Here is a 24,226-nt window from a genome sequence, read left to right on the forward strand (position 1 = left end):
TCTAAGCCTCTTGCTTGATCACCGCAAATTCAAACTTTCCAAAACCCGCATCACCGCAAGTCACCAGAACATCGACTAAAACACGATAGGGAGTATATTTATCGGCCACAATAACAACTTTCCCGGTGAATCCGGAGTTTTTTATAAACTCAGCCGTATGTTTTTGATTCGCTTTCACCGAAATGAGCTCTTCTCTCAGCGAGGTGATGACATAACCGTTTTTCTTGGCGAGCGCGGGAACACGGTACGTTTTCGGATCTATTTTCTCGACGACCCGGCCATCCACAACAATGGTCGGGGTCTCATAAAGAGCTTTCATCTCGTCTGAAACCGCTCCTTCCATGCGCCGAATCCCTGTGAGCATAACGACGACTGCTTCTTCTGCATTCTCTCGGGTCGTGGAGTGCGGTAAGTCAACCGATGGGTCTTGAACCACAATGGGACTGACGGCGAAAATCTTAATCGTGTACACCAAGATGTTGGTGACAACATCCATCAGCGAAGTCAAAGAAACGCGATAGGGACTTTCTTCACTTCGAAATCGACGGCGGCGCATCATGGCACCACTCCTGGAACAAAAGCAACTTCTTCGAACATTGGCCTCGCCGAATCCATGATATGCGTAATATCATTGTAAATGACGTCGGAATCCGCCATCAAAATCATTCGGTTTTCGTTTGGATAATCCAATTTGAGCTCCGTGAATTTTTGACGCAGCCCTTCAAAATCATAGCCCTGAGGGGTTTTCGGAAACAAAGGCTCTTCGCTGGTGCCTAAAGTTTTACCCGCAACCTGCAAATTAATTCCATTGCTGAGAACAATCACCATTAAATCCAAAACAGGGCCACTCGAGGCTTCTGGGCTCACGGCATCCGAAACACCTCCAAATTGAGGTGCATCCACACGGATGACTCCGATCGGCAAGAAAGCAGACATGCCCATCAACACCATCACCAACATGAACAAAACATTCATCATAGGCAAAATTTCAGGTTCTGGAAGCTCTTCGCTCGTGCTGCGCTGGCGGCGGCCACCTCTTCTCATTTTTTAACTCGAGCACCGATTAAAGCAGCTTCTAAGCGAATTGCGAGGGTATCAATTCCATCCACGAGCTTCTTGACCACACCCGATACCAACATTTGAAAAAACATAGCAGGAATGGCCACCATCAAACCAAAAGCCGTACAATTCATCGCAACCGAAATAGCTCGAGTCAACAGCACGGATTTCTGATCAGGAGGCGCGTCAGCAACAACCGTAAAGGCCTCGATCAAACCCATGACCGTGCCGAGCAAACCCAGCAAAGTGGCCAGCGAAGCTAAACCTGAAAGCGCATGCGCTCTCTTTTGAACCAAAGGAACCGCCTCAAGAAGCCCTTCTTCAATTCCGGCGCGAATCTCATCTTCTGATTTCTCCGCTTGCTCAAGAGCACGCCGACAAACAAGAGATAAAGCGGAATGCTGATGAGAGTCACAGATTTTTAAGGCTTCAGCCACTTGGTGTGAATCCAAGGCTTGCTTCATGGGTTCCCAGAATTTTTTCAAATCGATGCTTTGGATCGCAAACAAGCTGAAGCATCGCTCAACGGTAATACCCAGCACCAACATAGAACAAAATCCGATGGGAGCCATCCAAATCCCACCTTCAACAAAAAATCGCGCAAAGCCTTCCATCGTGTCTCCTTTCTCACTCTACCTTAAAAATATCGTATTTCGCAGTTTTTAAAATCTCTTCTTTTATGTCTTCCGGTTCTTCCCTGGGTCGATCTCGCAAAAAATCAAACTGTGCCCTTGGTAAAACAAAATTCACATTGGAGCGATCAACATCTCCATGAATTTGCACCTCTCCCAACTCAATCACACGCGTCGAATTTTCTTGAGGGCGAGAGGGTTGAACCCCATACACCCAAGCTCCAGGCACAAGCAAAGCTATTCCGAACAGACTCTTCATGCTCTTTGTTTCCTCAACAACAATCGTTGTTTCGCAACTTTTAGGTACTGGGAAACTCGTAAAAACAATGCCTTATCCAAATTCTTCGATGCCTGAAATTTCTCAAGAGCCTCAACCGCCCCAACATCGTCTTTCTGAGCCATGTACACCATGGCTAAACTCAGCCAACCATAAAAATAATCGGGCTCTGATTTAACGACAAAAAAGTAAGATTTCAAGGCATTGGGGTAATCTTTGGCCAAGAAATAGGCATTTCCGAGCAAAAGTGAAGCCGTGATCGAATTTGGAAGCTTGCTTTTTGCTTTCTGCAAATACTCCACGGCTTTTGAGATTTCACCTCGATCTAAAGAGATTTCTCCGAGTGCAATCAAGGCTTGGGGCACATCGATCGACTGGTAGAGTTCCTCTGCTTTTTTCCCAATTTTTTGTGCTTGATAACTGTAGGCAAGCCAAAGTTTGACCTGAACAGAAGCTTCTTGACCCTCCAACTCTTCCAAGATGAGTTGAGCCGCTCGATAGCGCTTTTCAGCCATATAGCCTTGAGCCATCTGCAAAGCATTCGTTTTATTTCCAGAAGCTTGCAGGTTGCTTTCTTCCGCCACGATAGAGGCGATGGGGAGCTCTTCAAAAGCCTCGTAATCGCTGGGCTTAATTTGATTCAAAGCCTGTTTGGCTCGCGAAAGCCAAGCGATTCCACCCGAAACGCCAGGGCTGCGATCGATCACCCGATGAAAGGCATCGATCGCCTTTCGTTCTAAGACCATAGCCTTCTCTTCCAGAATGCTCGCGTACTCGTCACACGCCTCTTCCTGAAGCTTTTGCACATCGCTCGGACAAGGAGCTTTCAAGAGAACCTCAAATAAATTCTGATAGAGTCTTCCAATTTCAAAAAGAGAGGCCAGACTCCATTCTGAGAGATCGTAGCGTTTCACGATTCGTTCATAACGCTTTTGCAAATCCGCCAATCGATTGGTTTTTCGAATGAGCTCATTCGATTGCCCTTGGCTCGTTGTCGCTTCTATCTTAAGAGCAAAATACGCGTTCAGTTCGGGCACTAAGAGCGCAAAGTCCGCTTCGGGTGACTCGTTTCGAAAGCGCTTGTAGAACACCCCTCGCAAAGCGGTGGCTTCCTTTCCTTGACGAGCTTCTTCATAGTCTTGTATCGCTCTTTGGTAAGCCAACGGAGTCTCGGGATTTTGGGGGTATTCCTTCGTGAATTGTTCAAAGGTTTGGGCTGCTAAAAGCCAATTGCCCGCTGCTTCAAAATGAATGGCCGCTTGCAATAAAGCAGAAGGCTCCTGTTTGATTTTCAGGTAAATGCGGGCGGATTCAGCGAACAGTTGTTTTTGCTGAAAAAAGACAGCTCGATCCACGAGCACGTTGCGAGCGAATGGGCCTTTGGGATAGAGACGAATCAATTCTTCAAATCGCTGTTCGGCTTCTGCGTATAATTCAGCCTGATCCAAGGCTTTCGCAGCATTATAAAGCGACTTTTCACGGACTTCTTCCGAAGGTCTATTGTTAAGAACCCAATCGTAAACCGCAGCGGCGGCTTGATAATCCTCATGGGATTTGGCTTCTGCAAATAAGGCATTGGCTTCTTTGAAACGTGCATTTCGCTTGATTTCAGAGAATTCAGGTCCTAAAAATTCATACTGCAGCGCTGTTTGAGCAACCTCAGCCCATTTTTGCTTTTGAACGAGTGTTCCCACCAACAAATTAGCCGAGACTCTTGCCGCGGGAGCTTCAGGATATTCCTGGATCAACGCCCTGAAATCTTTTTGAGCCTCAGCTTCTGCACCGTAAGAGTATTCAATCGAAGCAACTTGAAACAAGAATGCCGGATAAGCTGGAACTTGGGGGAAGTTGTTTTTCAAAGTTCGAACGGCTTCGATAAAATCCAGCATTGGGCTCGGCATCGGTTGTTCAAAACGACCCAGATCGGAAAGCTGAAGTTTTGAAAAGTCAGCCTCTGGAAAGGTTTGCTTAATCCAAGAATCGTAAGCATAAACCACATCCAATGCCGCTTGCGATCGATAGGCCGTTGCTCCTTTCCAGTCGCGGATTTGAGCAAACGCCTGAGCAGCTTGGTGGTATTCTCCAGCCTTAAAAGAGCTCTCTCCGTAAAAATAAATTATTTCATCGAGCTGCTTATCAGTCGGAAAGTGAGAAACAAATTGAGCGAAATAGTAAGCAGATTCATGAAAAATTTTCGGATCGTTCTTTTTTTTAGCCTCATTAAAAAGTTGAATCGCAAGGCTTAAGAGAATCGGTTGGATGAAATCTTTTGACTGAGGGCGATCGATGTAGCGCGCGATGATTTCTTTTCGCATCGATGGCTCAGGCGATAGAGCGATAATGCGCGCATCGACGGCTTCGTTGCTGGAATTTTCCGGATCCATTTGGATCGCCTGAGCCAACACAGCGATGGCTGCTGGATTGCGTTTATTTTGAGTCAATAGCTTCCCAAGCATCAGCAAAACGGAGCGCGGAGCTTTATCTTGAAGCGCCTGTCTCAGAGGATCCTGTGAATCAAGCTCAAGAATGGCCCGAGCCCAGTATCGTTCAGACTCTTGTTGTAAAACATCTTGATCACCTTGAGCTGGAAAGTCGCTGAGCATCTTTCGGAACCCATCAATTGCTTGCGAGTAGTTCTGCTGAGCAAATAGAATCCAAGCTACTTTGAATGTGGCTCGTCTTGCGTAAATTCCAGGGTAGGGCAGAGCGAGCTGGGTGTAGTATTTCAACGCTTCAGCATAATCTTCTTCTTCGAAATAAATCTCAGCCAATCGAAATTTCACTTCATCGGCATAGGCGCTGGTCGAAAATTTTCTCAGTAACAATTCAAAATTATCTTTTGATTTTTGGAGTTCGCCTTCGTACCTAAAGGATATTCCAAGCAAATAATGCGCCGAATCCAAGTGCTTTGAATCAATTCGATGTTTAATGAATAATTCAAGATATCGGATTGCCTCTTGAAGATCGTAATCATAATATAAATCTGCAATATTTAATGAAAAATCGGTCTTCTTAATTGCATCTGGATATTTTTGGATAAATTGACTAATTTGACGAATCAAACTCTTTGCATCGTCTTTTTGAAGTTTTTTCAATGGAATCAGTTCACGATTATAGTAGTCTTCTACATGTTGGGTACGTTTAGCCAAAACAAGGTCTTTGGCAATTTTATAATCGCTTTCAAGCTCTCCCATCTGGGTCGAATCGGGTAGATTGAGTAGTTTACGCTTTTCGCCTAGCTTCACTTGTTCAATTTGTACGATTCGATTGTTTTGGCGATTGTACTCAGCCAAATGGATATCGATCTCAGTCTGATGATTCGTCAGAAGCTGCTGCTCAATGCGGCTCAACCAAGTAGGGGCCTTATCTTGCAGAATTTCGTCAAATAACTGGGTGCAGGCACTTTCTAAGTCGGCTAAATGGCTCTTTAAGACCATTAAGCCTGCTTTGGCTGTCACGAGTCTGGAACTTGCATTTTTAATTTCTTGCTGCGCAACTCGGGCTAATTTTTGGGTCAGAATGGAGTAGGTTGCTTGAAGCTGAGCCAATTGATTTAAGTCCGTTTCTTCAACATGAGATTCAAGCGTTATTTGAATCTTTTTAAGATCGGAAGGATTGTCTTTCAAAACAAGTGTTAATCCTGTTTTGGCTGCTTTTTTAGAATTCCATTCAAAGGTTTGAGTCAACCGATAAAGCAGACTTGAAGAAAGCTCTCCTGAATTGATTTGGTAGGATACGATGACTTTTAAGCGATGTGTTCCGATACCAATTTTTTGAAAGTTGTTCTGTTGAACCGGCACCGAATCACACCAAAACTCAACCGATTTGACTCGATAAGCAAAATTCAAATCCGAACGAAGCGCCAGCTGAAACATCGAGCCTGAGTAAAGGCCTAATTTTTCACCCGCATCCTCCATTCCTCGACGAAGCTTGCCCAACACAGAATCCTCTTTTTGGTATTGATCAACGGCTTCTACCTCCAAGAGCTCATATTCAAGAAGCGCATCGTTGAGCAAGTTTTTCAAAAAAACGATTCGATTTTGAAGCGAACGCCAACGGATGATTTCTTCTTGATTCTGCAGCCAAGAGGAGTCTTTGAACCTTTGGTTTCTCAGGCGAATTCCTTCTTGTATTCCTTCGAGTTCTTTTCGAATATTTTGAACAATCGCTCCTGCTTCTTGATGGCGATCTTGACGGGATAATAACTTGGCAAGGAGCTGGCGATCCGGAGCCTGATCCGTCGCGGTACGATAGAAATTTTGAGCTTGCTTCAAATCTTGCGCTTTATCTCCTGCCAACATCAGAGTTCTTGCCAGCTCATGGGTATCGGCTAACAGAGCATATTGGCCCATTGCTTTTTCTGGCTCTCCGAGTTGCTGGTAGAGATTGCCTAAACCTTTTCGAGCCAGGTCACGAAGCAGTAAATTGGGCGATGCCTGAAGCGTTTCAAGAAGATCTCGAGCTTCTGCAAACTGATTTTGCTGAATGCGAGCAAGGGCCAGCAAATAGCGCGCATTTTCAAAATAGGGAGACTTCGACGAAGCTTCCATAAGGTAAGGGACTGCTTCGGCGGATCGCTGATTTAAAATAAGCTGCCGTGCGTAGATATAACGAATGTAATCCGGTGGATTCGAAATTTGTTGGTAATAATATTCGACATTTTTGAAATCATTGAATCGATCTGAGATTTGAACCAGACGAGATAAGCTGGTACTGTCTTTGAGGCGCTTAAAATGCTCTTTCGCTCCCAACAGATTCCCGAGTTCAAACTGAGAATGTCCCATCAAGGCGTCTATTGGGTTGTCGCCTAAAAGCGCATAAGGAACCAACAAGGCCAAGACCTTCTCGTATTCTCCTGCCTCAAAATAAATCCAAGCTTGATCAAGACGGCCCTGTAAAGCTCTTTCAGAGATCGGTTGCTTGAGATGCTCTATTTTGCGATCGATTTCGCCTAATTGCTGAGACAAAGGACCCAAGTCCCAAGCAAACAACTCCAATGAAGCGCAGCCTAAAAGAAAGAGAACCCTCTTCACGGCAGAGCACCATATTGGATCACTGCTTTTCTGTGTTTGCTAAAGAGCACTTCTGTTTTTTGAGAAGGCTGTACATCCAGACTTGTGCTCAAAGGAATCAGGGTTAGACTGCCATCTCTATTTTGCAAACGTAAGATGATCTTGAGCTCGTGCCGACCTGCAACAGCCGTTCCATCGAATACAAGAATGCCTTTCTTGACTTCGACCTGCATGGGCAAAGAAGGCAGGTGTTGTTCACTCAGACAGACTTCCAATCCCTCGATTTTGGACTTAGCAACAAGGTCTTTCGAAATCACAATGGCCATTTTGGGATTTTTCGCAACGGAGCCCGGGAGTAAGTGTGGAATGTCGCTTAAAGGAAGAACGGTTCGACCTCGAATGTGATGAGCGACCACTTTGGTATCTTCAAGAATTCGATCTTTGTTGACTCGAAGCTCGACATAGCTGGTACCGCCTTGTTTTGCCGTAATGGAGATTTTAGCTTCTAAAATTTTGCTTATTTCTGAATTGACGTAGGTAAATATTTTATTGTTACCCCCGCAATAAGCTTTCAGAGAAATCACATGCTGACCTTCGTTGACAAAAGAGTCAAAAATAGTCCGTGTCTTCCTAGAGTTCTCAGAAATGGGGGTTCCGTCTAGCGCATAGGCCACGTTCGTCAAATGGCAGTTTTGATCCCCAGACAGCGCATAAATAATAAGCCTTGCATCGCTATCAAGGGCTCCTGTTATATTATCTTTGAGTGTTTTTAGTTCCGCTCTTTGACTTTTTATTTTTTCTTCTAAATTATTGATCTGCTGTTCAAGTTGCAATATTTTATCATTCTCAATCGTTTTAGAGAGTGACAACTCAAAATTCTCAGATATCAAGCAAGCACTGAGCATCAGAGCGACAAAAAATGGATTTTTGAAAATAAGCATAAAAGGCGTACCCGTTCTAAAATAATATGTTTATTGAAATAATATCAATACCCTAGAGTTAAAAGTGTCTTCGAAGAGCCAAGGCTCTACTTAAACTCATGCGATCCGCAAATTGCAACTCTCCTCCGACAGGTACTCCTGTGGCAATTCGGGTTACATTGAAAGAGCGCTCCGAAAGCTCTTGAAATAAAAACAAGGCCGTGGCTTCACCTTCCACCGTTGCCGGGGTCGCCAAGATAACTTCTTCCACCTCTTCTTTTAGGAGACGATTCAATAGACTTTGGATTCGCAATTTACTTGGCCCGATTCCCTCCATCGGAGCCAATACCCCATGAAGCACGTGATAAAGACCTCGGTACTCAGCGGTTCTTTCCAACGCCATTAAGTCTTGAACTCTAGACACGACGCAGAGGACTTTTTTATCCCGACTCGTTGAGCTGCAAACAGAGCATTGATTGCACTCGGTCGTCACCATGTGGCAGGTCGAACATTCACGCACCTGGGTTGACAAAGCATCTAACGCTTGGCCAAGTCCAAGCAAAGCTTCTCGATCGTTTGAGACGAGATGTAAAACCAAACGCAAAGCCGTGCGCTCACCGACTCCTGGCAAACGCGAGAATTGGTCGATCGCATGCTGAATCGGGTTTGGTTTCATATCGAACATATTGCTCCCTTTCGCACTGTGTGCCTATAAGGCACTTCCTTGATAAATAAAACCCCTGAAGGCATTCTCCTCGTTGACAAACCCAAAGGCATCACGTCTTTTGATCTGGTGGCTCAAGTTCGTCGAACCCATGGGATACGAGCGGTTGGGCATACGGGAACGCTGGATCCCTTTGCCACAGGTCTCATGGTTGTTCTGCTCGGACGCTATACGCGCTTTAGCCATTACATTACTTCGGAAGATAAGGTCTATGAGGCAGAAGTTTTACTGGGTCAAGGAACCGATACCGACGATTGCGATGGCCAAGTCGTTTCTGAAGCCTGGGTTCACTCCCTAGAGACGGAAGAAATTGAAGCCGCGTTGCAGCAATTTATGGGAAAGCAACTTCAGGTTCCACCCATTTATTCGGCCATATCCATCGGTGGGGAGCGAGCCTATAAAAAAGCTCGAAGAGGTGAGCAACTCGAACTCCCTGCCAGAGAAATTGAAATATTCGAACTTAAGCTTCTGAAGCGAGTCGATCATCATCGCTTTTGCTTTCGGGCTCATGTCTCCAAAGGAACTTATATCCGAGCACTCGCCCGAGATCTGGGGCGAACACTTGGCTTTCCGGCTCATCTTACCGAGCTTCGCAGAACTCGAGTCGGGCATTACGATATCAAAGACTGCTCGCCAGAACTCCGAGAAGGCCCAGCGGCTCTCCTGAACCTTCCGAAAATCGCTATTGATGAATCAATCGCTTTGGCGATCAGAAAGGGACAAAAACCTTCTTTTCCCCTAGACACAGAACTGGATTTCAGGCTTGCTTTGGCACATTATAAAGATGAGATCATCGGAATCGTCCGAGTCGAGCAGGGCTGCTTAATCCCAGTTCGAGGGTTCTAGTACCTGAAATTGCATCGTTTTTTCATGAAGACGCACTTGACAGGATACTTTAATCGACATAGAGGAAGACCCTGATCAAACAAGGGCCCTGTGTTCCAAGCTTTGCCCCCCCTAACTTGGCACTCAGGGTTCTTGTCTGATTTTTTTAGTGTTTTCTTGATCATAGCATGAAAGAAGCGGAGTACTCCCAGCCCATGGTGACTGAAATTTTACAAAACTTCGCAACTCGGAAAAATTTTGCAAAAATCAAAACCAAGCTTCAGACCCCAAGTCTGATCGATATCCAACGCAAGAGCTACAATAAGTTCTTGCAGATGGATACTGCTTGGAATGTACGCGAAAATTCCGGTTTGCAATCTGTATTTCAATCGGTTTTTCCCATTAAAGACTACAATGAAACGGCATCTCTCGAATTTGTAGGGTACCATTTCGATCGTCCTAAGTACGATGTCGAAGAATGTCGTTCCAGAGGAATGACCTTTGCGGCCCCCATTCGGGTTGTTGTACGCTTGGTCATTTGGGATAAAGATGAGTCTTCTGGCAACCAAACCATCCGAGACGTTAAAGAGCAAGAAGTCTACTTTGGCGAAGTGCCTTTGATGACCGACTTCGGAACCTTCATTGTGAATGGGACTGAACGGGTTGTGGTTTCTCAGCTTCACAGAAGCCCCGGTGTCTTTTTCGACAGTGATCGTGGAAGAACGCACTCGTCCGGAAAATTGCTTTACAATGCTCGCATCATTCCTTATCGCGGCTCTTGGCTCGATTTTGAATTCGATCACAAAGATCTGATCTACTGCCGCATTGATCGACGTCGGAAATTCTTGGCAACCATTGTTTTGAAAGCTTTGGGTTATTCGACAGAAGAATTGCTTAGTTACTTCTACAAAACCGAAGTCTTGCTTCTGAATCGAGGCAATGGATTCTCTAAAGTAGCGGACTATGATCTGCTGTTGGGACAAAGAGCGACCAAGGACATTGTCCACCCTGAGTCCGACGAAGTATTGGTTCGAAAGAATCGCAAATTCACCAAGCTTTCCGTGCAAAAAATGCAAGAAGCCAACATCCAGTCGCTTCAACTTGAAGATGATGAGGTTTCAGGCTTAATCTCCGCCAAAGATGTTATTGATGTTCAAAGCGGAGAGGTTATCCTCGAGTGCAATGAAGCTTTGACACTCAAAAAACTTGAGAGTCTGGTTGAATCGGGCTTGGAACAAATTCAAGTTTTGTTTATCGATGGCCTAAACGTTGGTTCTTACTTGCGCGATACCATTGCGCAAGACAAAGTTTCGAATCGTGAAGAGGCTTTGCTTGAACTTTATCGTCGCATGAGACCCGGAGATCCTCCAACGCTTGAGACGGCCGAAAATCTGTTTACGAATCTGTTTTTCAATCCAGAGCGTTACGATCTTTCCGAAGTGGGTCGTCTGAAGTTTAACCATAAATTCAATTTGGATGAGCCGTTAACCAATCGCGTCCTCACCAAGCGAGACATTTTAGAAACGGTTCGCTATTTGATCGAACTACGTAATGGCACAGGTTCATTGGATGACATTGATCATCTTGGAAATCGACGTGTCCGTGCCGTTGGCGAATTGATTGAGAATCAGTATCGTATCGGCTTAGTTCGAATGGAACGCGCGATTAAAGAGCGCATGAGTGTTCAAGAAGTTGATACTTTGATGCCTCATGATTTGGTCAACAACAAACCTGTAGCCGCTGTGGTGAAGGAATTTTTCGGTTCCTCTCAGTTGTCTCAGTTTATGGATCAAACCAATCCGTTGTCTGAAATTACGCACAAGCGTCGTTTGTCTGCACTTGGACCGGGAGGATTAACTCGAGAGCGAGCGGGCTTCGAAGTTCGAGATGTGCATACCACACATTACGGACGTATTTGTCCCATTGAAACCCCAGAAGGTCAGAACATCGGTTTGATTGCTTCTTTGTCCACCTTTGCTCGCGTCAATGAATACGGCTTTGTCGAAACGCCTTATCGACGTGTTCGAAATGGCCAAGTAACCGATGAAATTGAATATTTCTCAGCCTTGCAGGAAGAAAACGAAGTCATCGCACAAGCAAACTCTAAAGTAGACCCCGATACCGGAGCCTTCTTGGATTCCTTTGTTCAGGTCCGAAAAAGCGGTGAAACAACTCTCGAGCGTCCCGAAGAAATTTCCTTGATGGACGTTTCTCCGAATCAGCTTGTTTCAGTGGCTGCAGGTCTGATTCCATTTTTGGAACACGACGATGCAAACCGAGCTTTGATGGGTTCGAACATGCAAAGACAGGCAGTGCCTCTCTTACGTTCGGATTCGCCTCTTGTGGGTACGGGCATGGAAGCCGTTGTAGCACGAGATTCCGGCGTTTGCCGTGTAGCAAAGCGAGGGGGGGTCATTGATTACGTTGACAGCTCTCGTATTGTGGTCCGCGTCAACTCCGATGAAATCGATGATCATGGCTCTCAGGTTGATATCTACAAGCTGAATAAGTTCCAACGTTCCAACCAGAGCACCTGCTTCAATCAAAAACCGATTGTTTCGATCGGAAATGCGATTCAAGCAGGGGATGTGATTGCCGATGGTCCCTCGACCGATTGCGGAGAACTCGCTTTGGGCCGGAACGTGGTTGTCGCGTTCATGCCCTGGCATGGATACAATTTCGAAGATTCGATTTTGATTTCGGAACGCCTCTTAAAAGAAGACCTCTATACCTCGATTCATATTGAAGAATACGAATGCGTGGCTCGAGATACAAAACTTGGACCTGAGGAAATCACCCGAGACATCCCCAATGCGGGCGATGAGACTTTAGGTGATTTGGACGAAGCGGGTATCATTCGAGTCGGTGCCGAAGTTAAAGCAGGCGATATTTTGGTTGGTAAGATTACTCCGAAAGGGGAATCTCAACTTTCGCCCGAAGAAAAACTTTTGCGTGCTATCTTTGGTGAGAAAGCAGGAGATGTTCGAGATACCAGCCTTCGCATGCCGCCCGGCACGACAGGTACGGTCATCGATGCGAAGGTCTTTACTCGAAAAGGCATTGATAAAGACTCGCGTGCGCGTTCGAACGAAGAAGAAGGCGAAGCACAGCTTTTGAAAGATCAGAACGACGAAATTCGAATCATTCGAAACTCAGCCGTTGAACGTATGGTTGCGCTGTTAAAAGATCGAGTCACGATCAATAAGCTGATCGATGAGAAAGGCAAAGTTCTGATTAAAAAAGGCGATGAGCTGACTTCCGAACTTTTGAGCAGCGTTGATTGGAAATATTACGGCGATATCTCTGTTTCTGATACGGTAATTTCAGATCGCATTCAAAAAATTGTCAAAACGCTTACGGAGCAAATAGAAGCGGTACGAACCTCTTTCAGCGAACGCATCAAGCGTTTGAAAGAAGGGGACGAATTGCCTCCTGGGGTTATCAAAATTGCGAAAGTCTACGTCGCAGTGAAGCGAAAGCTTCAGCCCGGCGATAAGATGGCAGGTCGACACGGTAACAAAGGGGTTATCTCGCGCGTTCTTCCCGAAGAAGACATGCCTTATCTGCCCGATGGAACTCCAGTCGATTTCGTTTTGAATCCGCTGGGTGTGCCTAGCCGTATGAACGTGGGTCAGATTTTAGAAACCCATTTAGGATGGGCTGCGAAAGGTCTCGGTGAAAAATTGGAGCAAATGCTTCATGAACAACGTGATTTGGCGCTCATTCGAAATGAGATCAAGGAAATTTTCGGAGATGCTTCCCACGAAGCGCTTGTTGAAAGGCTTCCGGATACCGAGTTGCCTAAATTGGTGGAAAAGCTAAAACGAGGAATTTCGATGCAGACGCCGGTTTTTGACGGCGCTCCAGAAGAGAAAATCCGTGAGCTCTTGGAACTTGGAAACCGAAATGTAACCGGTCAAACCATTTTGTTTGATGGCCGCACAGGCGAGCCATTCGATCAAGATGTGACCGTAGGCGTCATGTACATGCTGAAACTCCATCACTTGGTGGATGATAAGATTCATGCACGTTCCATTGGACCTTATTCACTCGTCACCCAACAACCTCTGGGAGGTAAAGCTCAGTTTGGTGGTCAGCGATTAGGAGAAATGGAAGTTTGGGCCATGGAAGCCTATGGAGCTGCCTATTCGTTGCAAGAATTTTTGACAGTGAAATCGGATGATGTGATCGGTCGTACACGGATGTATGAAGCGATTGTCAAAGGAGAGCACGTGCTTGAGTCTGGTATTCCAGAGTCTTTCAACGTGTTGATCAAAGAGTTGCAGAGTTTGGCATTGGATGTTCAGCTGTTGGATGAAATGGATCCAACGAAAGCCTAAAAAGAGTTTAGATAATGAAAGACATTTTTAATTTTTTTGAAAAGCCAAAAGATCCTCTCAGCTTCAATGCGATTAAGATTCAGCTAGCGAGTCCAGATAAGATTCGCGACTGGTCTTACGGTGAAGTGAAAAAACCAGAGACGATCAATTATCGTACTTTTAAGCCTGAGAGAGATGGCCTTTTCTGCGCCAAAATCTTTGGACCGATAAAAGATTACGAATGTCTTTGCGGCAAATACAAACGCATGAAGCATCGCGGCGTTGTCTGCGAAAAATGCGGGGTTGAAGTGATTCAATCCAAAGTTCGTCGCGAGCGCTTAGGGCACATTGTCTTAGCAACTCCTGTCGCTCACATCTGGTTTTTAAAGAGCCTGCCGAGCCGAATTGGAGCTCTCTTAGATATGGCTCAAAAAGATCTGGAAAAGGTTCTTTATTGCGAGTCCTATATCGTAGTCGATCCCGGTGCTACCCCAATGGCTTTGGGGGAACTCCTCTCCGAAGAACAATATCAAAAAGCGCTCGATGAGTACGGAGATGATAGTTTCTTGGTCGGCATGGGCGCTGAAGCTGTTCGGGAATTGCTTCGACAACTAGAACGAGGCATGAACGGGGACGGCAAAGGTATTGAAGACCTTGTTAAGCAATTGCGTATTGAGTTGGGAGACTCGACTTCGGATGCTAAACGCAAGAAAATCTCTAAGCGCCTCAAAGTTTTGGAATCCTTCAAAGGTTCCACGAACAAGCCCGAGTGGATGTTGTTGGAAGTTATTCCAGTCATTCCGCCCGATTTAAGACCTCTGGTCCCTTTGGAGGGTGGGCGTTTTGCAACTTCTGACTTAAACGATCTCTATCGACGAGTCATTAATCGAAACAATCGATTGAAGCGCCTTCAAGAGTTGAACGCTCCTGAAATCATTATCCGCAACGAAAAGCGAATGCTTCAAGAAGCCGTCGATGCTTTGTTTGACAACGGTCGTCGTGGCAAGTTGATCACGGGTCCCAACAAGCGACCTTTGAAGAGCTTGAGCGACATGCTCAAAGGAAAATACGGTCGCTTTCGTCAGAACTTGCTGGGTAAGCGGGTAGATTATTCAGGCCGTTCCGTTATTGTAGTCGGTCCTGAGCTTCGCTTGCACCAGTGCGGTTTGCCCAAGATCATTGCGCTCGAACTTTTCAAGCCATTTATCTATAACAAGCTTGAAGAACGTGGTTACGTCACCACGATTAAATCTGCTAAGCGCATGGTAGAACAAGAGAAACCCGAAGTTTGGGATGTTTTAGAAGAAGTGATCAAAGAACATCCGGTTATTCTTAACCGCGCACCCACCTTACATCGATTGGGGATGCAAGCCTTCGAACCTGTTTTGATCGAAGGAAAAGCCATTCAGCTTCATCCTCTTGTCTGTACGGCCTTTAACGCGGACTTTGACGGTGACCAAATGGCGGTGCACGTACCGCTTTCTGTCGAAGCGCAATTAGAAGCGCGCGTCTTGATGATGAGCACGAATAACATCTTGTCTCCTGCTTCGGGTCGCCCGGTGATTGTTCCTTCGCAGGACATTGTGCTCGGATGTTACTACATGACGCGGATGAGACCTTTTTCCAAAGGCGAAGGCATGAAGTTCTCGAATCCTCAAGAAGTTCGAATGGCTTACGACGCCAAGGAAGTGACGATTCATACCGCCATTCAGGTCCGTATAGACGGTCATCTGTTGGATACGACCGTCGGTCGAGTCTTGATGTACGAAGTTATCCCCGAGGTTGTTCCTTTCGTAGCGATTAATAAAGTCATGGGTAAGAAAGAACTCACCGATTTGATCGATCGTTGCTATCGACTCTCTGGCCAAAAGGAAACGGTTATTTTAGCGGATCGTTTGAGAACGCTTGGATACACCGAAGCCACTCGGTCCGGTATTTCCATCGCCATGCACAACATGATCATTCCAGAGAAAAAAGAGGAAATCGTTGAGCGTTGCCGCAAGGAAGTTGAAGAAATCACAGACCAGTACGTAGAAGGTTTGATTACAGACGGAGAGCGTAAGAATAAAGTCATTGATATTTGGTCCAAGGCAGCCGAAGAAATTGCAACGGAAATGATGGAAGTTGTTTCAACGGAAGAACTTGTTTCAGCCGATGGCAAGGAAAAGAAAATTTCGCCTTCCTTCAATCCTTTGTACATTATGGCCGACTCTGGAGCGCGTGGTTCCACTCAGCAGCTTAAGCAGCTGGCGGGTATGCGTGGTTTGATGTCGAAGCCATCGGGCGAAATTATTGAAACTCCGATCACAGCCAACTTTAGAGAAGGGCTCACGGTACTTCAGTACTTCATTTCGACTCACGGTGCTCGTAAAGGATTAGCGGATACGGCCCTTAAAACGGCTAACTCGGGTTATCTGACTCGACGTTTGGTCGACGTTGCACAAGACTCGATTATCATTGAATACGATTGTGGAACTTTGGACGGCATTGAGATTACTCCGCTGGTCGAAGGCAATGACATCATCGAAAAGATTGGTGATCGCGTATTGGGTCGAGTTCCCCTTGAGGAAGTCACCGACCCGGTGAGCGGAGATGTTTTGGTTCAGGCAGGTCAAGAAATTGACGAAGCCTTGGTCGCCAAAATTGAAGAAGCCGGTGTTTCTCGAGTTCGCATTCGTTCGGTTTTGACTTGTCAAACTCGACGGGGTGTTTGCGTACAATGCTACGGACGTGATTTAGCCCGCGGCCATTTGGTCAATGTTGGTGAAGCGATTGGTGTGATTGCCGCGCAATCCATTGGCGAGCCAGGTACTCAGTTAACCATGAGAACCTTCCACATCGGGGGGATTGCTTCCGGGTCCCGTCAAGAGTCCAGCCACAGTTCCAGAGGCGAAGGAAAAGCTGTATTCGACAATTTGCACGTTGTTAAGCGTCGAGATGGTGTCTTTGTAGCGATGAATCGACAAGGCTCCATTAAGATTGTTGACGATTCCGGGCGCGAACGCGAAATCTATCCTGCTGCTTACGGATCGATGATTCGGGTATCCGATGGCCAGGTTGTGAAACCCGGAACGATTTTAGTAGAATGGGATCCGTATTCCGCTGCCATTCTCACGGAAGCAAGCGGGGTGGTTCATTTCGGAGATTTGCTCGAAGGGGTGACGCTCTCTGAGAAGACAGATGAAACAACCGGACTTTCGCATAAGGTTGTAACCGAAGGACGAGATACGAGCACCAGACCTCGAATTACGGTCAAAGACCAGGCTGGCAAAGTCATGAGTTCCATCATGACCGAATCCTCGGAAGCTCGCTACCTATTGCCTGTTGGCGCCGTTTTGATGGTTGCAGACAGCGATCGCGTCGAGCCGGGTGACATCATTGCGAAGTTAAGCCGTGAAGCCGCGCGAACCAAGGATATTACCGGTGGGTTGCCACGGGTTGTTGAACTCTTCGAAGCTCGTCGACCTAAAGATCACGCCGTGATCTCCGAAATCACCGGTACCGTTTCTTTTGGAAAAGACACCAAGGGCAAGCGAAAAGTATTGGTGACACCGGAATTTGGAGAAGTACGCGAGTATTTAATTCCCAAAGGAAAACACATTCGTGTTCGCGAAAACGATTTCGTTCGAGCGGGTGAACCTCTCATGGACGGCTCGGTTAACCCCCATGACATTCTCAAAGTGTTGGGGGAAAAAGCGCTGGCCAAATACATGGTAGAAGAGATCCAAGAAGTCTACCGTCTGCAAGGTGTTCGCATCAACGATAAGCATGTTGAAGTCATCGTACGTCAAATGCTGCGAAGAGTTCGAATTAAGGAAGCAGGCGATACTTTGTTCCTCGGCGACGAACAAGTTGAAAAGCAAGTCTTTGAAGCCGAGAACGACAAAATATTGACTCAAGGCGGTCAGCCTGCGATTGCAGAACCGCTTTTGTTGGGCATTACCAAAGCCTCGCTTTCAACAGAGTCCTTCATTTCAGGGGCCTCTTTCCAAGAAACGACTAAAGTTTTGACTGAAGCTGCCGTTGGGAGCAAAACAGATTACTTGAGAGGCCTCAAAGAAAACGTCATCATGGGAAGACTGATTCCTGCGGGTACGGGTCTACCAAACTATCGTTATCTCAACATGGAAGTCCATGACTCTGGTGTGATAGAAGAGGGTGGGTTGATGGAAAGCGTGCCTGTGGAACTTCTTGAGTCTGCTTAATTTGTGAAGTAGGGCACTAAATTTACCTTGAGCGCGATTTGAGTTTCTCTTTCGCGCTCAATTGCTTTGACGGATACCAAGAAGAGACCCTCTTGTGGATTTGGATCGATTAGCGGAGAAGGGTAGGTATGTCACACATCCGAGAGGCGTTTGAAAGCGGCAATTTCCAACTGGTTCGTCGATTGGCTCTGGAAAGTAATCGTCCAAAAGATCAAGCCTTTTTAGAAAAAATTAAAACAGATCCGAAAGTCTATTGGGCAGGGGCTTTCGGAGTTGTGAGCCTTTTTGCCGCCTGTATGCTCACCCTTTATTAGAGATTTTTTATGCTTTGGAATTTACTCGCTAAAAACCCTTTTCGCATTTTGCAAGACTTGATGCAAGAAGCCCTGCGTTGCACTCAAAAAACGGAGGCACTCTTTGAAGCTTTGAAGCAAGGCGATCAGGATTTGGTTGAAGAGATCGCAAAAGAAATCAGCCAAATCGAACATCATTGCGATCGAATCAAGCAGGAATTGCGATCCCATATTTCCAAAAGTATTTTTTTACCCGTCGATCGGCGCGATTTGCTGCATGTATTATCCAATATGGATGCCATACCAGACATCTGCGAAGACCTAGGCGTTTTACTCACTTTACGCCGAATGGAAGTCCCTCAAGCGCTTGAGGCTCCGCTCTCCAACTTATTATCGAGTTCTTTCTTCGTCGTGCGTCGATCCAGCGAAGTCATCTCCGCTTTGGATCGTTTGCTCGAAACTGGATTCACAGGCCCTGATGCTCTGGAAATTAACAAAAAAATTGACGATATCGATCACCTAGAACACCTTGCAGATAAAGCACAAGACCAGTTTGGCAAATCGCTTTTTTTGATTGAAGACGATTTAAAACCAGCAGCACTCTTGATGTGGAACAAGATCGCCAACAAAATAGGCGATTTAGCCAATTCTGCCGAACGCATGTCCAGTCACGTTCGCTTAATGATCTCTTCAAGCTAAAAAGAAAATTTTCATGGATACTACTTTACTTGTTCTTGCTCTTGCTCTCTTGGTTGGTTTCTACATGGCTTGGTCAATCGGAGCGAGCGACGTAGCCAATGCCATGGGAACCAGCGTTGGCAGCCACGCGCTCACGATTAAGCAAGCCATTGCCATTGCTGCGATATTTGAATTTTTGGGTGCTTTTTTAGTAGGTGGCCACGTTACCAACACCATTAAGCAGGGTATTGTAGACCCGCTCTCTTTTGTTTCAGACCCGCTTTTGTTTGCCTGGGGAATGACCGCCGCTTTATTCTCTACCGGTATCTGGCTTCAATTCGCCAGCGCCAAAGGTCTCCCGGTTTCTACCACGAATAGCTTGGTGGGTGCCATTATTGGATTCGGATTGGTTTCCAGAGGGGTTGATTCGGTTAAATGGCAAATGCTGGGACGGATCAGTTTGAGCTGGATCATTTCGCCCGTTCTGGGCGGCATGATTGCGCTCATCACATTCTTTGCCATTCGAAAGTACATTCTCGATTCCAAGGATCCTTTGGCCATCACGCAAAAGTGGGCACCTTGGATTCTCTGTTCGGTTGTGCTGGTACTCGTGTCTCTTTTTATACCCACCAAGCTACTTTGGATGCCTTTGCTGGCTTCACCGCTGGTGGCGTTTGCATTCTCTCGAGCCATTCGTCGGGTGACTCACAAAGCCATCGATCGAAATGATACGCTTGCACGCGTTGAAAAGGTTTTTGCTTGGATTCAAGTAATTACAGCTTGTTTTATGGCTTTTGCCCATGGCAGCAACGATGTCTCCAATGCGATTGGACCTGTAGCGGCGGTGATTGCGATCGCTTTTAGCCACCACATCGTCATTACTTCTCAGGTTCCATGGTGGTTGCTGGGAATGGGCGGTATTGGAATTGTGTTAGGGCTTGCGACTTACGGTCGAAAGGTGATTGAAACCATCGGTCATAGTATTACCGAGATTACGCCAACTCGGGGGTTTGCGGCTGAATTTGGAGCCGCTTTTACGATTTTGGTCGGGAGTCACTTTGGGCTTCCGCTGAGCACCACACAAGTATTAGTCGGAGCGGTGATTGGAGTCGGGCTTGCAAGAGGCATTTCTGGACTTAATCTGATCGTGATTCGCCGAATTCTGAATTCGTGGATCATCACCATGCCAGCAACTTGTGCCATTTCCATGGTTCTAAACGGGTTGATCGGCCTCTTCATCTAGCCCTTGAGCGTTTTCAGGCAGCATGTTCAGCACGGTATTGACATCCAGTAGAGCGTTCTGAGCTTGGAGTGCTAGATTCGTTTTCAAGCGATTCAACTGTTCTTCTTTTTCAAAAAGCTGATCCGCTAAATTCATATTCAGCAAAAGAGACATCTGATGCGCAGAAGCTGTTTTCGCTGCTCGTTTAATTTCTTCTAATTTGCTTGAGACAAAATTTGCAAGACCGTGCAGGTAAGCATCGGACTTTTCCGTCCGAACCTGGAAGCGTTGGCCTTGCAGAGTCACCTCAACTTTTCGTTTTTCGCCGCTATTCATGCGGGGAGAGCCTAACACGTGGCAGATACGAAAAACAAGAGCGGTTTCTTCAATAAAACCAAGTTAACATAATATTCATTATGGGTCACAAGATTTTTAACACGTCCGCCAAAATCGTGGTGACAATTTCAAAGGTGATCCAAAGAATAATGACCCATTCTTGCAAGAACGAATAGCGCGTATTCACTTCTTGATTTAAAACCTGCACCAAATCTTTGAGCATATCCATCCGCTTATTAAGGACGTTAATTCGCGCAGTCACTTCTAAGTCCTGCGAAATCATTCGGTAAAGCGGCTCCAATTCCGAATGCTCCCAGAAAAAATCCGGCGTATCAAAAACATTGGAGTACAAGTTAATCGAGTTTCGCTCCAAAATAAGCTCGCCCATGACTCGTGTTAGCTGCTTTCTGGAAAGCTGTATGCGACCTTTGACCGCTAAGTCTTTGGGAATATCTTCCATGCTGGCGATTCGCTTCGCCATGCGTTTTTCAAAGATTTCGAGCTTAACAGACTGAGCCAAACCGTGCGCAAAAGCCAATTTGGTAACCAAGTCGTTGTTTGGAATCGTGATGTCATCTCTCAGAATCTTCGCGACGCGACCAATCGAGTAACGCGATTCTTCGATTTCGATTTCAGGCACCGGGTCGCTTTCAAAGGGCCGTAATCGAAATAGGATCTCCTGCTCTTCAGCAATGCTAAGGCCCCACATCACCACGGTTCCATTCGAAAAATAGAAGACGTCCCCTTTGTCTTCTCCTTCATAGTGGTGAATCACGTGACTGCTTCGAAAATACGTCACCAAAGCCTTTTGCTCTTGCAAATGCTCCAGGAGCTCCTTCATCTGGTAACTGTTGGCTGTACAGTAGGCACTGCACCGACGAGAACTTTGTGTTTCCGTAATTTCTACTTGCATATTTATTGCATTAATTTAAACACATTCAATGACTATTGGCAAGAAAATCAGGCTCATCGAATCTCGGGTTATCGAAGCGACTCAAGAAACTCAAGATACCTGGACCCTTCATTTTCAAACGGAGGACCGAAATTATTTGCCGGGTCAATTCTTGAGCATCGACCCCAAGCAATTTCCGGAACTCTCTGAACTCGTTGCCTACTTAGAAGCCAAAAAAGGAAAGCGTGAAGTGGTACGCGCTTATTCCATGGCTTCGGCACCTCATGAATCAACGGTATCAATTACCATCAAACCCGAAAGATTTTCCCCCGAACATGACGACTACCCCCCTCTCCTATCTCCATTTTTAGCTTCTGCTGCCATCAAAGGTCGCTTGGTTCGATTTTTAGGTTACACGGGGCCTTACACGCTGCCACTCGATCTACCTGAACACACCGATGAAGTTTTGCATCTAGCAGCTGGATCTGGCATTGTGCCCAATTTTTCTTTGTTAAAGGACCAATTAATTCAAAACCGGCATCCAGAAGTTCGGCATACTTTGGTTTACGTGAACAAAACCGAAGAAGATACGATATTTCGCACGCAGATTGAACTTTTGGCTCATCAGTATCCGGATCGATTTCGTTATGTTCCTGTCCTAACCCGAGAACAAAAAGCAGGCGTCTTTTATGGAAGACCCACTCTTGACTTGATTCGATCGCTCATGAACGATCCCAATCGAGTCCTCGTCTACGCTTGCGGCTCAGAAGTCTCCAAGTGGCATAGAAAAAAAGCAGAAATTTCTGGCATTTCACCGACTCCAAGATTTATTGAATCGATTTCTCACATGATGAAAGAAATTGGAATCGATCGAAAGCGATTCAAATTTGAATCTTATGGATGAAATTTTCTAGATAATTTAAACATTGTTATAGATTTAATTTTTGTTTATATTTTTATAAAAATAAAAAGTAAAAATCCCATCTTCAACGCACGCACCGAACAAAGCGCGCATCGCCGACGCTATCTGAGCCGACGAGTCCAAAATCGAAATACACGCTCCACGCATAGGACGGGGACACACACGAATAACGCGTTGATGTCCAAAAGGTGCCCTGCGGTGTACTCGGAAAAGCCGTCGAGTTGATGGTCGGACCCGGATATGCCACGTGAACATCCAGAAGCGTCGATAACTCTTTGATATTCGGAAGACGCCAGCTCAAACCATCCAGATTCAAACCCGTACAATAAGCCTGGGCCCCACCCCAGTTGTAAGTTCCAGAAACCGTTCGCTGCCAAATCAAGCCCGTCACCGTGTCTAACACCTGTGTGCTGTTAAAAGTATAACGATCCACCTCTCGAACCGCCGACAAGGGTCGCACACAGCGCGTAAAGCCACTCGCAGGCACTGAAGAACAACTACTATAACCCTGGCTACAAACAAGGCCCGCGTAACCGGCACCGTTGCCATAACTCACCCACCAGGCACTCTCAGAGTAACCCTGTAAAGCGTCGGAGGACCAATAGTAACTGCTTTGCGTGCCTGGGAAGAAATCCAGATCCATGCTGGGACCAGCGCAATTCATCGTATAATCCACCAAGGTTTGAAGTTCCACGTGTGTGGGCAAACGCCAGTCTCCAAGCCCAAACTCAAACAAATTAGCACAATAGGCCTTGGAAGCTGTCCAATTGCCCGCAGGCGCACTCCCTACCTTTTGCCACTGCAAACCCGTCATTCGATCCGTGATAACCCCTGGAACCGATTCAAGGTAGCGACCCGTTTGATTGGCGTTATCTCGATAGACACCGGTTGTCACTTGCCAATTCGCCCACTCAGGGTTCCAAACCACGAGAGCACTGGGGCTGAGGGTCGGGCTGAACGACTGGGTAGAGCTCAAAGTTTGGGACGCACTGAGAGTCCTGCTTGAGCTTCCACTAATCGACTCCGCATCACTCAGCGTAGGAGTATACTTTCGACTCAAGCTTAAGCTCTCGGTGAAAGAATGACTGAGCGTACCCAGCAAACTCAAAGTATTTCTGGAAGAGGCTTTGCTCAAGGTTTGACTCCGTGTTGGTGCTTGTGAAACGCTTATAGACGCAGTTTGAGAGGCACTGAGAGTCCTGCTTGAGCTTCCCGTGACCGACTCTGCATCACTCAGGGTAGGAGTGTGCTTTTGACTCGGGCTTAAGCTTTGGGCAAAAGAGTGACTGAGCGTACCCAGCAAACTCAAAGTATTCCGAGAAGAGGCTTTGCTGAGGGTTTGGCTGAGCGTTGGTTTTGTTTGCGAAACACTCGCAGACACGGTGCACGTTGGCATCCGATCGAACAAACGAACCGCATAAGACTGGGAGGATAACGATGTCTTACCCGTCCAATCCGCGTAAAAACTCACCAATAAAATCGCGCTTTCGGTAATTTGATGCTCGTATTCCAAAGGAAGCAAGGAACTTTGTCCGCAACTCTCCGGTCTGCCCAAAGCGGTGGTGGAGTTGATCTCACACAAAACGTGCTCGATGTGAGTGTTCATGAAAATAGAACAATTGGCCACAAATTGGCCCGTATAATCCGGCATCGCTTGAATCGCCGGGGTCAGCTCGGCAAACAAGGCCTTCAGTCCGGTCGAAAACAATTGTTTTTGCTGGGCGGCAGGCAATGTCTGGTTCGAAACGAGCTGCGTTAGTGCCTGATTCGCCACGGTATCCGTTATCTGGCTTTGATTAAGCCAGGCAGCAATGGCGGCTTGTCCCAAAATCAAGAATACTAAAAGCCTTGCCGGCCTAAAGCACCGTGCTTGGGTTTTTAGATTTTTCCTAATCACGATTCGCCATTGC

General features: G+C 46.3%; 17 protein-coding genes. 7 read left to right on the forward strand and 10 right to left on the reverse strand.

What is annotated here, in order from left to right; genetic code table 11:
• Nucleotide 1: 1 nt before the first annotated feature.
• The 7 genes from I8H75_02355 to recR are packed head-to-tail and all read right to left on the reverse strand — an operon-like array spanning nt 2 to nt 8,576.
• Complete coding sequence (locus I8H75_02355; GenBank protein MBH2006177.1) at nt 2-559, reverse strand: biopolymer transporter ExbD; 558 nt, start codon at nt 557-559, stop codon at nt 2-4.
• Complete coding sequence (locus I8H75_02360) at nt 556-1,044, reverse strand: biopolymer transporter ExbD (protein ID MBH2006178.1); 489 nt, start codon at nt 1,042-1,044, stop codon at nt 556-558. The genes I8H75_02355 and I8H75_02360 overlap by 4 nt, the downstream gene beginning before the upstream one ends.
• Nucleotides 1,041-1,673 (reverse strand): MotA/TolQ/ExbB proton channel family protein, encoded by a 633-nt coding sequence (locus I8H75_02365; GenBank protein MBH2006179.1) that lies wholly within the window; start codon nt 1,671-1,673, stop codon nt 1,041-1,043. Before I8H75_02365 ends, I8H75_02360 begins: the two co-directional genes overlap by 4 nt.
• A gap of 13 nt (nt 1,674-1,686) precedes the next feature.
• A complete protein-coding gene (locus tag I8H75_02370) occupies nt 1,687-1,950 on the reverse strand; it encodes a hypothetical protein (protein ID MBH2006180.1) in 264 nt (87 codons plus the stop codon).
• Nucleotides 1,947-7,001: a tetratricopeptide repeat protein gene (locus I8H75_02375; GenBank protein ID MBH2006181.1), complete on the reverse strand. Its 5,055-nt coding sequence runs from the start codon at nt 6,999-7,001 to the stop codon at nt 1,947-1,949. Before I8H75_02375 ends, I8H75_02370 begins: the two co-directional genes overlap by 4 nt.
• Nucleotides 6,998-7,921 carry a hypothetical protein gene (locus I8H75_02380; GenBank protein ID MBH2006182.1) on the reverse strand — a complete coding sequence of 308 codons (924 nt, stop codon included), beginning with the start codon at nt 7,919-7,921 and terminating at the stop codon, nt 6,998-7,000. The genes I8H75_02375 and I8H75_02380 overlap by 4 nt, the downstream gene beginning before the upstream one ends.
• Before the next feature lie 58 nt (nt 7,922-7,979).
• A complete protein-coding gene (gene recR / locus I8H75_02385) occupies nt 7,980-8,576 on the reverse strand; it encodes a recombination protein RecR (protein ID MBH2006183.1) in 597 nt (198 codons plus the stop codon).
• A 48-nt stretch (nt 8,577-8,624) separates the two neighbouring features.
• Here recR and truB point away from each other — a divergent pair, with 48 nt between their 5' ends.
• The 6 genes from truB to I8H75_02415 all read left to right on the forward strand — a co-directional run bounded on the left by truB (nt 8,625) and on the right by I8H75_02415 (nt 20,187).
• The gene (truB, locus tag I8H75_02390; GenBank protein MBH2006184.1) at nt 8,625-9,470 is read left to right on the forward strand and encodes a tRNA pseudouridine(55) synthase TruB; all 846 of its coding nucleotides are present in this window, start codon (nt 8,625-8,627) and stop codon (nt 9,468-9,470) included.
• Between the two features lie 194 nt (nt 9,471-9,664).
• Complete coding sequence (rpoB, locus tag I8H75_02395) at nt 9,665-13,789, forward strand: DNA-directed RNA polymerase subunit beta (protein MBH2006185.1); 4,125 nt, start codon at nt 9,665-9,667, stop codon at nt 13,787-13,789.
• Between the two features lie 14 nt (nt 13,790-13,803).
• A complete protein-coding gene (gene rpoC / locus I8H75_02400) occupies nt 13,804-17,973 on the forward strand; it encodes a DNA-directed RNA polymerase subunit beta' (GenBank protein ID MBH2006186.1) in 4,170 nt (1,389 codons plus the stop codon).
• A 128-nt stretch (nt 17,974-18,101) separates the two neighbouring features.
• Complete coding sequence (locus tag I8H75_02405) at nt 18,102-18,287, forward strand: hypothetical protein (protein MBH2006187.1); 186 nt, start codon at nt 18,102-18,104, stop codon at nt 18,285-18,287.
• A gap of 9 nt (nt 18,288-18,296) precedes the next feature.
• Complete coding sequence (locus I8H75_02410; GenBank protein ID MBH2006188.1) at nt 18,297-18,965, forward strand: TIGR00153 family protein; 669 nt, start codon at nt 18,297-18,299, stop codon at nt 18,963-18,965.
• Nucleotides 18,966-18,978: 13 nt separating this feature from the next.
• Nucleotides 18,979-20,187 carry an inorganic phosphate transporter gene (locus I8H75_02415; protein MBH2006189.1) on the forward strand — a complete coding sequence of 403 codons (1,209 nt, stop codon included), beginning with the start codon at nt 18,979-18,981 and terminating at the stop codon, nt 20,185-20,187.
• On the opposite strand, the gene I8H75_02420 is transcribed toward I8H75_02415, so the two are convergent.
• The gene (locus tag I8H75_02420) at nt 20,158-20,502 is read right to left on the reverse strand and encodes a cell division protein ZapA (protein MBH2006190.1); all 345 of its coding nucleotides are present in this window, start codon (nt 20,500-20,502) and stop codon (nt 20,158-20,160) included. The genes I8H75_02415 and I8H75_02420 overlap by 30 nt on opposite strands.
• A gap of 85 nt (nt 20,503-20,587) precedes the next feature.
• Nucleotides 20,588-21,415 carry an RMD1 family protein gene (locus I8H75_02425; GenBank protein ID MBH2006191.1) on the reverse strand — a complete coding sequence of 276 codons (828 nt, stop codon included), beginning with the start codon at nt 21,413-21,415 and terminating at the stop codon, nt 20,588-20,590.
• A gap of 28 nt (nt 21,416-21,443) precedes the next feature.
• Between I8H75_02425 and I8H75_02430 the strand changes: the two genes are divergently transcribed.
• Nucleotides 21,444-22,298, forward strand: a complete 855-nt coding sequence (locus tag I8H75_02430) for an oxidoreductase (GenBank protein ID MBH2006192.1) — start codon at nt 21,444-21,446, stop codon at nt 22,296-22,298.
• A gap of 82 nt (nt 22,299-22,380) precedes the next feature.
• Here the strand turns inward: I8H75_02430 and I8H75_02435 are convergent, their stop codons facing one another.
• Nucleotides 22,381-24,213 carry a DUF1566 domain-containing protein gene (locus I8H75_02435; GenBank protein MBH2006193.1) on the reverse strand — a complete coding sequence of 611 codons (1,833 nt, stop codon included), beginning with the start codon at nt 24,211-24,213 and terminating at the stop codon, nt 22,381-22,383.
• Nucleotides 24,214-24,226: the final 13 nt, after the last annotated feature.

It is taken from the genome of Myxococcaceae bacterium (genome assembly GCA_016000045.1).
GTDB lineage: Bacteria > Myxococcota > UBA727 > UBA727 > JABDBI01 > AER2-1.